The sequence below is a fragment of the Marivita lacus genome (assembly GCF_014637725.1).
In the GTDB taxonomy this organism is placed as follows: Bacteria; Pseudomonadota; Alphaproteobacteria; order Rhodobacterales; family Rhodobacteraceae; genus Marivita; species Marivita lacus.
The window spans coordinates 53,483-66,887 of the sequence record NZ_BMFC01000008.1 but is presented as its reverse complement, the minus strand read 5'-3'; the positions used below and the strand labels follow the sequence as shown (position 1 = coordinate 66,887).

The following is a 13,405-nucleotide window of genomic DNA, read 5'->3' as shown; positions in this document are numbered from 1 at the left end:
GTGATACCATGTCCTCTCTTCACGGGGTTTGACTTTAAAACATGCGGGCCGCGTGCGGTCAGGATTGCTGCATCACGCCAAGAGTATTGCCTCATACCAAAGGTGGCATAGCCCAGGCACGGACACTCATGGCAGCAGGGAGATATCACAGTAATGCAGGGGAGGCTCGTGTGATCGAGACATTCAAGCACATCCAATTCACACTGGAATCGACACCGCATTTGTTGCGGCTTGGCCGCCTGTTTGCGGAAACGGTTCTGATCCAAGTGGATCGCCATGAATATTACCTGACCTTCGACAAAGGCCACCTTGTCAACCTTGCTGAAGGACCCAGTCGCAAGATCCCCTGGCGGTTTGCCCTGCGCACGGATGCCGAGGCGCTCGAGAAATTCTGGCAGGCACGACCCGAGCCGGGGTTCCACGACATTTTTGGACTGGTGAAAATCGGGCGCGGCCGGATCGACGGGGACATCCTGAGCCTCGTCAAGAACCTGAGGTTCTTCAAAGAGGTCATGGGACTTGCCCGCGCAAATGAGGAGGTAGCCGCATGAGCATCGAACCGATCACGGGTCGCTACCTGACCGTCACAGTCCAAGGCACCCCGCGCCGCGTCTATTTCGAGGAAGCAGGCCAAGGGCGTCCGGTCCTCTGCCTGCACACTGCTGGCGCCGACACGCGTCAGTGGCGGCACCTTCTGAATGACGCCGAGATCACCGCCTCGAACCGCCTGATTGCCTTTGACATGCCGTGGCACGGCAAATCCCTGCCGCCCGAAGGGTTCGAGACCGAAGAATATCTGTTGACCACCGAGGCCTATATCGAGACCGTTCTGGCGGTCATCGACGGGCTTGGACTGGATCGTCCCGTTTTGGCGGGGTGCTCCATGGGCGGGCGGATCGCGCTGCAACTCGCGGCGCTGCATGGCCACAAGTTCAGCGGCTTCATCGCCATCGAGGCATCTGATTTTCAGCCCGCGTGGTACGATATCGACTGGTTCCACCGCCCCGACGCCCATGGCGGAGAGATGGGGGCGGCGCTGGTTTCGGCCAATATCTCGCCCTATGCGCCAAATGCCGAGCGTTGGAACACCCTGTGGATGTTCATGCAAAGCGGCCCCGGCGTGTTCCGGGGCGATCTGAGTTTCTACACCAAGGACGACAGCCTGATCGCGCGGTTGCCAAACATCGACACAAGCAAGACACCGGTGCACATCATAGTCGGGGCCTATGATCTGACCTGTACGCCTGAAGACGCGAAACGGACGGCTGATGCCATTCCCGGTGCCACGCTTGCCGTGATGGACGAGCTTGGCCATTTCCCGATGAGCGAACATCCCGACGGCTTCCGGCCTTTCTTTGCAGACGCGTTGGCGCGGATGCCCGTCACCGCAGCAAAGGCCGCATGACCATGACCACTCCTTGCATCATCTGCGTGGCGATCACCGGAAGTCTTCCTAGAAAAGAGAACAATCCGGCAGTTCCGATCACTATTTCAGAACAGATCGAGTCCACCCACGAAGCCTTTGAAGCGGGTGCCAGCATCGTGCACGCCCATGTGCGCAATGACGATGAGACCCCGTCTTCGGACTTCGAAAAATTCGCGGCGCTGAAAAAAGGGATCGAAAAACACTGCCCCGGCATGATCCTCCAGTTCTCGACCGGGGGGCGTTCCGGCGCGGGCGAGACGCGCGGCGGGATGCTGCCGCTGCGGCCGGACATGGCATCGCTTTCGGTGGGGTCGAACAACTTTCCGACCCGTGTCTACGAGAATCCGCCCGATCTGGTGGATTGGCTGGCTTCGGAAATGCTGACCTACAACATCAAGCCCGAGATCGAGGCGTTCGACCTGAGCCACATCCTCAAGGCCAAGGACATGGCCGACAAGGGCCAGTTGGTGGGCACGCCGTATATCCAGTTCGTGATGGGGGTGAAGAACGCGATGCCCGTCGACCGGGACGTGTTCGATTACTACATCCACACGGTAAAGCGCCTGTTCGGTGAGGACGCCCCATGGTGTGCGGCGGGCATCGGATCGAACCAGCTGACGCTGAACGAATGGGCCATTGCCGCCGGAGGCCACGCGCGCACGGGGCTTGAGGACAATGTCCGTCTTGACCGTGACAGGCTGGCCCCCAGCAACGCCGCGCTGGTGCGCCGTACTGTCGACATCTGTGAACAGAACAACCGTTCGGTCGCAACCTGGCAAGAGGCACGCCGTATCCTTGGGCTGCGAATGCCAGAGACCTCGACAAAAGGACAAGCCGCATGAAAAAGGGTTCTGCCTCAATCCGTGTGGCAGAGAGACAGCATTCGGGCCCTGAGCAGCTCCGGACCGGCTCACCATACATCGTGCGCTTGAGGGTCTTCAGCCGGTTGACCTGTATCTCGGCCTGGCCATTGCTCCAGGGCAGTTTGATGGCATTGTTCAGCGTTCGGACAAAGCGCATCATCGGGAGGGTGTTCGATACGTACCGTTGTCGATCAATTCGTCCAGCGGGTCAGACTGTCGCCCGCTCAGGATGCCCTTGAAGCGCATCGCGAGGCTCCGCATCGTGGCAAAGCCGGGTGATCCGGTCTTCAACGTGTCTACCTTTCGGCCCGGGTCTGATGTCAGTGCAACTCGTGGTTTGATACAGCGAGCCGCCGTTATGACGGGCGATATGGTATGGCCCGTTTGCGGATTCCGCACGGGCTCGAGTCTGACAGAAGCGCGCAGCCGGCTGCGCGGCCATGCAGGTTCATCTGTTCTTCGATGGCATGTCGCAGATCTTGCACAAGACGGACCCTGTCAGCGGCTTGCAGAGCCTGCGGCGCGCCTTCGTGAGCGGCCTTTGCATAAAGGCCGCAACGGTCCCTGCTGACCAACTGAAAACGTCCGGTGCGGGCAAGCGGACACCAACATTGGCAGCGGCAAACCTGGAGTGCCACTGTCACACCGTCTCCATGCGCGGGAAAATCCTGCAGCCGCCGATGCCACCATCGGTGACGGCTTGGAGAATGCAACCGACAGTCCGGGCAGATGCGCTCTTTGTCAGAGCGCGTGATACAAGCCACCCGCCGGTATCGCTTGCTCAACGCTTTGAGCTGAAACATGGCTCCCGGGCGCGCGGTGCTTCTTCGAATGCACGGCTAGCCCGCCTGAATTTTCCAGTTTCAGGATAGGTGCGCCCTACAGGTTGAGGCAAATCCCGAAAAGATGAGCACATTTGATTGCATGCTGTATCATCAAACGGAAACGGCGCACCATACCGCGCGCCGCTCCTTTATATTTCTTGCGGTCAGTTTCAGTTGGCGGAAGCAAGTTCCTTGGGCAGTCGGAAAGTCCAGAGCAATCCACCCTGGTTCAGGTAGCTGACCTTCTTGGCCACTTCACCACCCCAGAGCGGGACCGCTCCACCCCAGCCCGAGATGACCGAGACATACTGCTCGCCATCCTGATCCCACGTGATCGGCTGGCCCACGATGCCCGATCCGGTCTGGAACGACCAGAGAACCTCGCCGGTCTCGTCATCCAGCGCAAGGAACTCACCTTCGGGCGTGCCGAAAAACACAAGTCCACCTGCCGTGGTCATGACACCTGACCAGAGTGGGGCTTCGTTCTTGTATTCCCACTTCCATTCACCAGTGTCGGGGTCGATCGCCTTGAGTGACCCGATATGGTCCTCGTAGTTTGGCTTTATCGTAAAGCCGGACCCGAGGTACGCAGCACCTTTCTTGTAGGTGATCGGCTCGTTCCAGATGTCCATGCCCCATTCGTTGGACGGCACGTAGAAATTGCCGGTCCGCTGCGAAAACGCCATTGGCATCCAGTTCTTGCCACCAAGGAAGCCGGGTGATGAGAACACCACATCACCTTTCTTGCCATCCGTAGAGGCTGTAGGATCACCGGGGCGGTTCTCTTCGACAAAGATCGGTCGCCCATTGTCGTCGATATCAGACGCCCAGGAGATGTCCTTGACGAACGGGTAGGCATCGACGAACGCTCCGTCTTCACGGTTCAGAACATAGAAGAAGCCGTTGCGATCAGCCGTGGCGTAACGCATGTTGCCAGCCCGGTCGGTATAGGAGACCACTTCGTTGACGCCGTCATAATCCCAGCCTTCGCGCGGCGTGGTTTGGTAGTGCCACTTGATCTCTCCAGTGGCCGGGTCGATGCCGATACGGCTTGCGGCATAAAGGTTGTCGCCGGTATTGCCCTCAGTCGGGGCGCCCGCATTGCGCAGGTGGCTGTTCCACGGCGCCGGATTGCCGGTGCCGAAGACCAGCGTGTCGGTGTCCGCGTCATATGATCCGCCCAGCCAAGTGGCTCCGCCGCCGGTCTTCCACATGTCGCCCGGCCAAGTTGCGTTCAGCGTGCCGGTCATGGTGCTTTCTTCGCCATTGAGCATGCCCATGTGGCCTTCGATCACCGGGCGTTCCCAGACAAGATCACCGTTGTCGACATTGCGTGCCTGCACCGTGCCGACGATCCCGAATTCACCACCCGAATTGCCGGTAATGACCAGATCGCCCACGACCAGCGGCGCCGCCGTGTAGGAATATCCCGCTTTGTAATCGTCGATCTGGTCACGCCAGACAACATCCCCGGTCTTGGCGTCAAGAGCCACGATCCGCGCGTCCAGCGTGCCGAAAATTACCTTGTCGCCTGCCAGGGCGGCGCCACGGTTGATCACGTCACAGCACGGCAGGATGCCTTCTGGCAGACGGGCGTCGTACTGCCAAAGCTCTCTACCGGTGTTTACGTCCAGCGCGTAGAGCCGCGAATACGACCCGGTGATATACATGATCCCGTCATAAATCAGCGGCTGGGTCTCTTGCCCACGCTGCTTCTCTCCGCCAAGGCTGAATGCCCAGGCCGGAACGAGATTCTTGACGTTGTCCTTGTTTACGATGTCCAGCGGCGAATAGCGCTGCAAATGCCGCCCCATTCCGTTGGTGACAACCTGATGGGTCATCGTCTGGTCATTGGCCAGCATCTCCTCGGTCACACCTTGGGCAAACGCGCCTGTCGCGGCGAGTATGCTGGCTGTGACGGTGGCAACAAATCTGTTCATCCGTATTCCTCCCATGAACTTCAGTTGCAGAACTCCAGTTGCACACCGGCGCAAATGGAAATTACCGAGCAGTATAGGCATGACGAAATTTTGTTGTACGAGACTTGGGTCGTAAGACCTTTGGGAGGTTGACAGCTGCTCATTATGCTCAAAGCACCACCGATTCGCATATGATGGGCAACGGCTTGCCCTTGTGCAGGAGACCCGAGCCCGGTTCGGCCTTACGCGTCGACTTCCCTGTTGCCTATGTGATGCTCGATCCCTTCGACATCACCGACTCGTCCTGCGTGGGCATCGACGCGAGTTGGGCGGGACCAAAGTCCTGGACCGTTCGGTCCTCGATGCCGACTTGGCGTATCTTGGTGCCGGGCATGAACCCGTCATTATCCACCATCCACGCGCACAAGGCTGCCGGCGCCCAGACGACGACCGATGCTTCCAAGGCGATGGAACAGTCTTAGGTCTCGTATGTTCCCGTCCTGAGACCGACGACGTTCTCAAGCGGCGGATCGTATGAGGCATCCGTCGCCTCCACTGCATGACAGCGTCGGCACGCGGTCTCGAACAGGGCTTGTCCTGCTTCGATTTTGACCTTCTGGAACATGGTGGTGCTGGCAATGGCGGGAACGGCGCGGAACCTGACTGCGGCAATCAGGGCAAAGCGTGTCATGAGGAACGTCTCCTGCAAATGAACACCAACTTAGGAACGCGACAGACCCGCCAATTGGCTCCACATCAACACATACGACCAATGGCCACATCCTTTGGTCGTATTTTCGCAAGAAAAGCCGCTGTTACTGTGAGGACAGCCATTCTGGGAGGACATGATGAGCTTTATCTCCACCATCCGTGCGGCCTCTGCGGCGCTGCTGGTCTGCGCCGGTGCAGCCAGTGCCGAGACCCCTGTGCTGCGAGCTGCCGTGCTTCAGACGGGGACCGTGAACTGGGAACTGGACACGCTCAAACACAACGGCTTCGACACGGCAAACGGCTTTGAACTGTCTTTGCTGGGGGTGGCTAGTGGCTCTGCTGCGCAAGTTGCGTTCCAGGGCGAAGAGGTCGATGTCATCGTCTCCGACTGGCTCTGGGTCGCCCGCCAACGGGCCGAGGGCAGAGATTATATCTTCATCCCCTATTCCAAGGCCGTGGGCGCACTTCTTGTCCCTGAAGGCAGCACTGCCAAATCGTTGGCCGACCTCAGGGGCGGCAAGATCGGCATTGCCGGAGGTCCGCTCGACAAGAGCTGGCTGATCCTGCGCGCCTATGCTGAAAAGATGCACGGTCTGGATCTCGTGACCGAGACCGAACAGATCTTCGGCGCGCCGCCCCTGATCTACAAGACCGGGCTTCAGGGGGAATTGGACGGCGCGATCAACTTCTGGCATTTCCTCGCCAAGATGGAAGCGGGCGGCATGACACCCCTCATCACCGTGGATGACGCTGCACGTGAACTGGGCCTAGATCCCGAAACGCCGCTACTGGGTTACGTGCTGCGTGGTGAAATGCTGCGCGATCACCCTGATCTGGTGAAGGGCCTGGCCGCAGCCAGCCGCGCCACCAAAGACCTGCTGGCCAGTTCGGATGCGGCATGGGACCGCTTGCGTCCCATCATGAACGCCAATTCCGACGCCGAGTTCGTGGCTCTGAAGGCCGGCTTCATCGAAGGTATTCCCGCCGATCAACCCGTCGATATCGATGCAGCTGCGCGCATGTTGGCCTTGATGGCCGATCTTGGTGGGAAAGATCTGATCGGCGCGGCGACGACACTGCCCGACGGTGTGTTTGTCCAACCTGGAAGTTGATGTGACAGCGACACCGAAACTCAAATTGGTGAGCGCTGAGATCACGCGAGAACCGGCGGTGGGTCTGCCGGTTCTCACTGTCTCGCTGGACGCGATGCACTTTGGTGACAAGACGGTGCTCGGGGCGATCGACCTGAAGCTGGCGCCGCGCGAAACCGTCGCTATCACCGGCCCGTCAGGTGTCGGAAAGACCACCCTGATGCGCATCATCGCCGGTTTGGAGCATCGCTTTCTTGGCCATGTGCGGCGCCCAGAAAAGTTGGCAATGGTGTTTCAGGAACCCACGCTCATGCGATGGCGCACCGTTGCCGAAAATCTTGCCATAACTCTTGGCCTCACCTTGCCACAGATCGAGATCGCGCTCGAGGAGGTGGGCCTTGTCGGCCGAGGCAGCGCCTTTCCCGATCAACTCTCGCTGGGCCAACAACGCCGCCTGTCCCTGGCCCGTGCCTTTGCTGGAAAACCTCAACTGCTGTTGATGGACGAACCCTTCGTCAGCCTCGACGCCCAACTCAGCGACGAGATGATGACCCTTTTTGAGCGCCTTCGCGATAATCACCCCGTCGCCACGCTCATGGTCACCCACGCCATCCCCGAGGCCGAGCGTCTTGCCACACGTATCCTTGAATTGTCGGGCCAGCCCGCGCAACTCAAACCGCGCGGTTCCTAGAACACCGGCGCGTATTTCCAGTTGTCGGCATCAGGGGTGACCTCGTCGAGATCATAGTCCGCGCCCTGCAAGCGCTTGGCCACGGGCAAGCCTTCGGCGGCAGCCTCATCGACATATCGGCGGCCCAAAGCCTCGTCCTTGGCAATGCCATGCCCGCGCATCAGGTTCAGACCGTGGTTGAACTTGCCGACCCGGTCACCAAGCTCGGCAGCCTGTTGATCCCATGCCGCACTTGCGTCGGGGTCGTATTCGCCGCCAAGCCCGTTGTTGTCCAATTGGCTCATCCAGGTCATCGCCCCGGTATAGCCTGCCTCGGCGCAATTCTTGAACAACGCCCGTGCCGTTGCATGATCACCCGACTTGGTCATCATGTAGCCGGTGGAACACAGCACCATTCCGGTCTCGCCTTTTTCGGCCCGGTCCAGCATGGATTGCCAGGTCATCTCGTCGGGATTCAGCACGCCTCCGGGATCATCATCTTCCGGTTCGGCCCACAGGGCGGTGGCGTTCAGCGCAACAGCGCAGCTTAAGGGGATCAGAAAATGTCTCATCCCACAGGCGTACCGCAAAACGCGCGGCAAATCACCCTTGCTATGGTCGTAGATCACCCCTTGCGCGTCATCATCCCGCGTGCCGGGTCGTATCCCCAAACAGCGAACCCCATGAACACCAGTGTTGCGAGGCCCGTCCAGACCAGCGCCGTGCCATTGAAATCGACGTATAGCGCAAAGCGGATCAACTCGACCGCATGGGTGAACGGATTGGCCGCACAAATGTCGTGCAAGAGCTCCGAGCTTTCCGCCATTTTCCACAATGGGTAGAGTGCGGAGGACAGGAAAAACATCGGGAAGATGACGAAATTCATGACGCCGGCAAAATTTTCCAACTGCTTGATGAAACTCGACAACGCCAACCCCAACGCCCCCAGCATCAACCCCGCAAGCACCAGAGCGGGTAGGGCGGCAACGTAGCCCAGTGGCGGCAAGGTGATATCGAACAGCCATGCCACCAGCAAGAACGCGTAGACCTGAAAGATCGAAATGATCGTGCTGCCCAGAAGCTTGCTGAACAAGAGCCACGCCCGTGACAGGGGTGCTGTCAACAACAAGCGCATCGATCCCATCTCGCGGTCATAGACCAGGCTGAGCGACGATTGCATTCCGTTGAACAGCAGGATCATCCCGCACAGCCCGGGCACGATATACGTCTCGTAGGTGATGTAGGTCTGGTAGGGCGGAGTGATCGACAGACCCAATGCGGCCCGGAATCCCGCGGCAAAGACCAAAAGCCAAACAAGCGGGCGCACCAACGCTGCAATGAACCGCTCGCGTTGATGCACAAAGCGCAAGGCTTCTCGGGTGACGATGGCGCGCATTGCGATCAGCGCGTGGCCAAGGCCACTCATTCCGAAACCCCCGTCATCTGCGCGAAATACTCCGACAAGGAAGCTGAGCCCCGAAGGTCCCCACAGCGCCCATCCGCCAGAAGGCGTCCACGATGCAGCAGGATCACCTGATCCGCGTCTGACACCTCGTCCGTCAGATGTGTGGCCCACAACACCGTCACACCGGTTTCAAGACACAGGTCATGAATGTGCCGCGTCAGCCCTGTGCGCGTCACCGCATCCAACCCCACTGTAGGCTCGTCCAGCAACAAGACCTTGGGTTCATGCAACAAAGCCCGTGCGATCTCGGTCCTCCGCTTGTGTCCGCCATTCAACCCGCGCGCCTTTTCTCCTGCGCGCTCGGCCATTCCAAGCCGATCCAACGCCACGTCGATCCGCCTGTCCGCCGCGCGTCCAGAAATCCCGTGCAAAGCCGCAAAATAGCGCAAGTTTTGCTGTACCGTCAGGTCCAGATCGAGAGTCGTCTGCTGAAACACCACCCCCAGATCCGCCATCGCCGCCAGAGGGGCGACCCGAAGATCATGCCCGGCGATCGAAATCGACCCACCCTGTGTTCCGAAAAGACGTGTCATCAGCGAAAACAAGGTTGATTTGCCCGCTCCATTTGGACCAAGGAGCGCCGCAAACCGGCCGCGCTCCACGCCGAAGGATACGCGCTCCAGCGCCGTCTTCGCCCCGTAGGAAAACGACAAATCAGTGACCTGCAAACTCATCCGCGCTGTTCTGCCTGCTTCTCTGGTTCAAACTCATCTCGCGGAGGCGCCAATAGCGCGGCGGCAGCGCGCCCAGGTTTTTGGTTACCGGTAAATCAACGATGCGTCGACGCATCGTGGCTGCACGGCAACAAGCAACTGGCTATTCAATGATGATCTCTATCCGCTGCGTCTCGCCGCTCGAGCCCGGGATGCGCAGGAAATATGCACCCGGCTTGATCGCCACGAAGCCGATCTCCATCGTCCCGGCGTCATCGAACTCGATCGAGTTCAAACCGAGAGGCCGGATTTCCAGATCGTTCACCACGATTTCGTCAATCCAGATGGCGCGAAAGAACTCCGATCCCTCCAGCGCCAGTTCCGCCGAGCCGTCACCTTCGATCTCGAATTCGTAATACGTGCCCGAGGTAAGAACCCAAGGGGCTTCCGCCAAAGGCATGCCAGAGCTGAGGGTGATTGGCGGCAACTCGGCCTTGTTGGCCGAGGACAGGATTCCGGCGCGTCCCCAGTCTTCGCGGGGTGCGCCATCGGCAAGCGCAAGCGTGGGGGACAGCAGGGCAAAGGCAATTGCGGTCACAGTTTTTTTCATCGAAAACTCCATTATTTGGAAAACCTGATTAAGGGAACCGCGTGAGAGGCGGGTATACCCTGAGGGTCAGTCCGTGGGCCGGAATGCGGCCCCCCACGGAAAGCGGCCCACCTTGATGCTCTTGATCGCCTTGCGGCTGGCCACATCGATCACGGTGACATCGCCGGACACTCCGTTCGTGGTGAAAAGCAGCGTCCGATCCCGGTTGAAATCCATGTGCCAGACCCGGCGACCGACAAGGATGTACTCCTCGACCTCATAGGTCTCGGCATTCACCACCGCCACATGGTTCGACGGCCCCAGCGCCACGAAGGCATGGCGGTCGCCAGTGGTGAACTCGAAGCCCACGGGTTGCACCCTGTCTGGATGGATATTGGGCAACTCGAAGTCGATCTTTGTCTTTTCGGTCTGGGTTGCCACGTCAAATACGGAAATCGTGCCGCCAATTTCGGCGCTGACCCAAAGCTCGGTACCCTCCTTGATGAACTCGGCATGCCGCGGGCGCGAGTCGACCAGCGTGTTGGCGAAGAGCTGCTGGGTTTCGGTGTCGATCCAATGCGCCATGTTGGTGGTCTCGGACGTGGTGATGGCGATTTTGCCATCGGGCGAGACCGCCATGCCCTCGGGTTCAATCCCCACATCGATCTGGGCCACCACGGTACGGGTTTCGGTATCCACCACGGTGGTGATCGCATCGTCCTCGTTGGCGATGTAGAGATGCCGGTTGTCCGGATGCAGCACGAACTGTTCGGGGTCTTCACCCGACGGAAGATCATGGAGGATCTCGCCGGTGTTCGGGTCCATGACCTGCACCGCATCGCTGTCGGAGGCGCAGATATAAACCACCGAGAAATCCTTGGAGAAGGTGATCCCGCGGGGGCGCTCCCCTGTCTCGATCGTGCGGATGACGTCCAGCGTTTCAACGTCGATCACGCTGATCGTATCGTCTTTTTCATTGGTCACCCAGATCTCGTCTGCCAGTGCCGTGGTCGACAACAAGGCGGCAGTCAGGGCGGTGAGGATCGGCAGTTTCATCGATGTCGGTCCTTTCTGGTGGAATTGGAACGGGGGGCGCTGCTCTGGTTCACAGGATGCATACGGAGCAAGATGAAGGTCAGTTATCGAAGGCTGTACAACGGCTCTCAGGCTGATCGAGGCCAAGCGTGTCCAACTCGGTGCGCTGGTGCAGGAAGCCTTCAAGTGGTGCCTGTGCCACCAGCGCGCGTTCGTGGACAATCGGGATCGGTTGGCGCAGTTGGCCGTTCCATGTTCGGAATGTGAGGGGCGCGCCCTTGAAGCCGGCCAGTTCGAACTCTTGCGACAACATGAAGGCCCGCAGCGTTTCGGCATCCGCGGCACCGGTGCGGGTCACCGCTTCGCCGATCGCGCGCACCGCTGCCCAAGCGGCATAGTCGCGGTCCTGCATAGGGCGGTCGGCCAGCGTATCGAAACGCGACTGAAGCTGTGCCGCGCCCCATTGTTCTACCACGCGGTGCCACGTCACCGGGCGCAACCCTGCAGAGCCGGCCACCGGGCGCGGTCGCCACGTGTTGTACGGAATGTAGCGCGCGAAATCATCCGCAGCGTCGGCCACAAGAAGCACGTCGTAATCGCCAAGCTCCTGAGTGAAAAGCGGTACTTCCTGGGACGCGTTGCGTCGCATGTCGGCATCAAAGACCCATGTCTTGCGCGCACCGAATTTCAGCCCGAACTTGCGCGCCGAGTTTTCCAGCGTATCCGCCCAGGCCTGGTCATCGGGGCGCTCTCCGGCGATCAATGCGATGTCTTCCCAGCGCCGTTGCACGAAGAACTGCATCAGCGCATCCGCCTTCATTGCGTAGGAGGGCAAGGTGTGTAGCAAATTTGCCCGACACGCATCGCTGCGCAGCGCGACATCGGCTGCACGCGTGTTGAACAAAAGCGCGCCTGCCGTTTCGGGCATATCGGCTGCCATCAGAACCTGCTCTTGCGGTGCATCCAGCACGAGCAAGTCGCTGCTGCTCAAGGCAGAGCGTACGGCTTCTGCGAAATCCCCACCCACGTCAACTTCGGTCACGGTCAGGCTGTAGGTTTGCCCGAGGAACCGCCCGGTCGTGGCGTTGTCCTGCAGACCCAGTTCGGCGCCGTGCGTTCCAAGGTCTTCGGGGATAGGGTCGAGATTGGACAGGGTTGGCGGAGCGTCAACAAGCTGCTTGATGTACTGAATGTCGATCTCGATCTGCGCGTTGGCGCTGGTTGTGAGACCAAAAGCGACCACGGACGCAAAAACACACACAAAACGCACTGATCTCATTGACTCGATCCTCCCATGGGTACGGTAGTCGCAGTGCGAAAGATCGGAAAATACGACCATTGTCCCGTATCGAACGGCCTCAAAACGTCGCTCCGCTACACGAAAGTCCAATACCCGCACCCCCTCGCCTGCCGGTACACATATGGCGAGACACGGATTGTGCCTGAGGAGGACCCCATGACTGCGACATTTATCAAATCTACATGTGCCGCGCTGGCGCTCACTGCCGCTGCAAGCCTTGTATACGCGCATGGCGATGTTGCCCCGCAAGCGGTAGACACCACCGGGTTGCCTGCAGTTGGTGATGAATGGTTGACCGAGAATCCGTATCGCGCCGAACTCGTCGGTGAAGAGGTCTGGGCGCGCGCGGTCGAAATCGGCGCTTCGGGGTACAACCAGAACTGTGCGCGCTGCCACGGGCTCGAGGCGATTTCGGGTGGTCTGGCGCCCGATGTACGCTTCCTCGAAGCCGAAGAATACGGTGATGAATGGTACATGGAACGCTTCCGGTTCGGCTACACCCAGAACGGCATCACCAAGATGCCGGAATTCGGCGATTTGCTGGGGCAGGAAGCCGCCTGGGCGATCCGCACCTATATCGAAACCCGCCCCGATGACGCCTCGTTGGAAGAAGTGGCTGAGGAACTCAAAGAGCTGCGGGATCAGATCGTGGGCTATGCCGGGGACCCTTCTGCGGCTGATGCCGATGCGCTCAAGTCCCGCCTGTCCGAGATTGCCGCCGGTATCGAGACGGTGTCAGGTGCACCGGTTGCCGACAGCGCAGCCTATCGCGCCGCCAATCTGATCGATGGCACGCAAGAGGCCTATGCCCGTGCCGCCGAGGCCCTGACGATCGGTCTGTCTGCTGCAAACTGAGCCC

Annotated in this window: 15 protein-coding genes; 6 read left to right on the top strand and 9 right to left on the bottom strand. The window is 59.7% G+C overall.

Annotated elements, in window-relative coordinates; translation table 11 throughout:
* Positions 1–128 precede the first annotated feature (128 nt).
* Genes IEV82_RS14900 through IEV82_RS14890 form a run of 3 tightly spaced genes read left to right on the top strand, consistent with a single transcriptional unit; the run spans position 129 to position 2,268 of the window.
* Positions 129–551 carry a hypothetical protein gene (locus tag IEV82_RS14900; protein WP_373285237.1) on the top strand — a complete coding sequence of 141 codons (423 nt, stop codon included), beginning with the start codon at positions 129–131 and terminating at the stop codon, positions 549–551.
* A complete protein-coding gene (locus IEV82_RS14895) occupies positions 548–1,405 on the top strand; it encodes an alpha/beta fold hydrolase (protein WP_188482826.1) in 858 nt (285 codons plus the stop codon). Before IEV82_RS14900 ends, IEV82_RS14895 begins: the two co-directional genes overlap by 4 nt.
* A gap of 2 nt (positions 1,406–1,407) precedes the next feature.
* Positions 1,408–2,268 carry a 3-oxoadipate:acetyl-CoA acetyltransferase gene (locus tag IEV82_RS14890; RefSeq protein WP_188482825.1) on the top strand — a complete coding sequence of 287 codons (861 nt, stop codon included), beginning with the start codon at positions 1,408–1,410 and terminating at the stop codon, positions 2,266–2,268.
* A 177-nt stretch (positions 2,269–2,445) separates the two neighbouring features.
* On the opposite strand, the gene IEV82_RS24175 is transcribed toward IEV82_RS14890, so the two are convergent.
* The 3 genes from IEV82_RS24175 to IEV82_RS23650 all read right to left on the bottom strand — a co-directional run bounded on the left by IEV82_RS24175 (position 2,446) and on the right by IEV82_RS23650 (position 5,723).
* Positions 2,446–2,580 carry a hypothetical protein gene (locus IEV82_RS24175; protein WP_444543190.1) on the bottom strand — a complete coding sequence of 45 codons (135 nt, stop codon included), beginning with the start codon at positions 2,578–2,580 and terminating at the stop codon, positions 2,446–2,448.
* A 703-nt stretch (positions 2,581–3,283) separates the two neighbouring features.
* Positions 3,284–5,053 (bottom strand): PQQ-dependent methanol/ethanol family dehydrogenase, encoded by a 1,770-nt coding sequence (locus tag IEV82_RS14880; RefSeq protein ID WP_188482824.1) that lies wholly within the window; start codon positions 5,051–5,053, stop codon positions 3,284–3,286.
* A 457-nt stretch (positions 5,054–5,510) separates the two neighbouring features.
* A complete protein-coding gene (locus IEV82_RS23650) occupies positions 5,511–5,723 on the bottom strand; it encodes a c-type cytochrome (RefSeq protein ID WP_229747838.1) in 213 nt (70 codons plus the stop codon).
* A 154-nt stretch (positions 5,724–5,877) separates the two neighbouring features.
* On the opposite strand from IEV82_RS23650, the gene IEV82_RS14870 reads away from it, so the two are divergent.
* Together IEV82_RS14870 and IEV82_RS14865 are read left to right on the top strand one after the other, a co-directional pair.
* On the top strand, positions 5,878–6,855 hold the full coding sequence (locus IEV82_RS14870; RefSeq protein WP_229747837.1) for an ABC transporter substrate-binding protein: 978 nt from the start codon (positions 5,878–5,880) through the stop codon (positions 6,853–6,855).
* A 28-nt stretch (positions 6,856–6,883) separates the two neighbouring features.
* Entirely contained in the window at positions 6,884–7,525 is a 642-nt protein-coding gene (locus IEV82_RS14865; protein ID WP_229747836.1) for an ABC transporter ATP-binding protein, read from the top strand.
* On the opposite strand, the gene IEV82_RS14860 is transcribed toward IEV82_RS14865, so the two are convergent.
* The 6 genes from IEV82_RS14860 to pedA1 all read right to left on the bottom strand — a co-directional run bounded on the left by IEV82_RS14860 (position 7,522) and on the right by pedA1 (position 12,525).
* Complete coding sequence (locus IEV82_RS14860) at positions 7,522–8,076, bottom strand: tetratricopeptide repeat protein (RefSeq protein WP_188482822.1); 555 nt, start codon at positions 8,074–8,076, stop codon at positions 7,522–7,524. The genes IEV82_RS14865 and IEV82_RS14860 overlap by 4 nt on opposite strands.
* Positions 8,077–8,129: 53 nt before the next feature.
* Positions 8,130–8,930: a lanthanide ABC transporter permease protein PedC gene (pedC, locus tag IEV82_RS14855; RefSeq protein WP_188482821.1), complete on the bottom strand. Its 801-nt coding sequence runs from the start codon at positions 8,928–8,930 to the stop codon at positions 8,130–8,132.
* On the bottom strand, positions 8,927–9,643 hold the full coding sequence (gene pedB / locus IEV82_RS14850) for a lanthanide ABC transporter ATP-binding protein PedB/LutE (RefSeq protein ID WP_188482820.1): 717 nt from the start codon (positions 9,641–9,643) through the stop codon (positions 8,927–8,929). The genes pedC and pedB overlap by 4 nt, the downstream gene beginning before the upstream one ends.
* Positions 9,644–9,785: 142 nt before the next feature.
* A complete protein-coding gene (locus tag IEV82_RS14845; protein ID WP_188482819.1) occupies positions 9,786–10,232 on the bottom strand; it encodes a hypothetical protein in 447 nt (148 codons plus the stop codon).
* A 66-nt stretch (positions 10,233–10,298) separates the two neighbouring features.
* Positions 10,299–11,267: a YVTN family beta-propeller repeat protein gene (locus IEV82_RS14840; RefSeq protein WP_188482818.1), complete on the bottom strand. Its 969-nt coding sequence runs from the start codon at positions 11,265–11,267 to the stop codon at positions 10,299–10,301.
* 79 nt (positions 11,268–11,346) lie between these two features.
* A complete protein-coding gene (gene pedA1, locus IEV82_RS14835) occupies positions 11,347–12,525 on the bottom strand; it encodes a lanthanide ABC transporter ABC transporter substrate-binding protein PedA1 (RefSeq protein ID WP_188482817.1) in 1,179 nt (392 codons plus the stop codon).
* 177 nt (positions 12,526–12,702) lie between these two features.
* Here pedA1 and pedF point away from each other — a divergent pair, with 177 nt between their 5' ends.
* The gene (gene pedF / locus IEV82_RS14830; protein ID WP_188482816.1) at positions 12,703–13,401 is read left to right on the top strand and encodes a cytochrome c-550 PedF; all 699 of its coding nucleotides are present in this window, start codon (positions 12,703–12,705) and stop codon (positions 13,399–13,401) included.
* Positions 13,402–13,405: the final 4 nt, after the last annotated feature.

Coding starts and splice junctions, on each gene's coding strand:
- IEV82_RS14880 (WP_188482824.1), bottom strand. CDS start 5,053: ATGAACAGATTTGTTGCCACCGTCACAGCCAGCATACTCGCCGCGACA.
- IEV82_RS14860 (WP_188482822.1), bottom strand. CDS start 8,076: ATGAGACATTTTCTGATCCCCTTAAGCTGCGCTGTTGCGCTGAACGCC.
- pedB (WP_188482820.1), bottom strand. CDS start 9,643: ATGAGTTTGCAGGTCACTGATTTGTCGTTTTCCTACGGGGCGAAGACG.
- IEV82_RS14895 (WP_188482826.1), top strand. CDS start 548: ATGAGCATCGAACCGATCACGGGTCGCTACCTGACCGTCACAGTCCAA.
- IEV82_RS14845 (WP_188482819.1), bottom strand. CDS start 10,232: ATGAAAAAAACTGTGACCGCAATTGCCTTTGCCCTGCTGTCCCCCACG.
- IEV82_RS14890 (WP_188482825.1), top strand. CDS start 1,408: ATGACCACTCCTTGCATCATCTGCGTGGCGATCACCGGAAGTCTTCCT.
- IEV82_RS14840 (WP_188482818.1), bottom strand. CDS start 11,267: ATGAAACTGCCGATCCTCACCGCCCTGACTGCCGCCTTGTTGTCGACC.
- pedA1 (WP_188482817.1), bottom strand. CDS start 12,525: ATGAGATCAGTGCGTTTTGTGTGTGTTTTTGCGTCCGTGGTCGCTTTT.
- IEV82_RS14870 (WP_229747837.1), top strand. CDS start 5,878: ATGATGAGCTTTATCTCCACCATCCGTGCGGCCTCTGCGGCGCTGCTG.
- pedF (WP_188482816.1), top strand. CDS start 12,703: ATGACTGCGACATTTATCAAATCTACATGTGCCGCGCTGGCGCTCACT.
- pedC (WP_188482821.1), bottom strand. CDS start 8,930: ATGAGTGGCCTTGGCCACGCGCTGATCGCAATGCGCGCCATCGTCACC.
- IEV82_RS14900 (WP_373285237.1), top strand. CDS start 129: ATGGCAGCAGGGAGATATCACAGTAATGCAGGGGAGGCTCGTGTGATC.
- IEV82_RS23650 (WP_229747838.1), bottom strand. CDS start 5,723: ATGACACGCTTTGCCCTGATTGCCGCAGTCAGGTTCCGCGCCGTTCCC.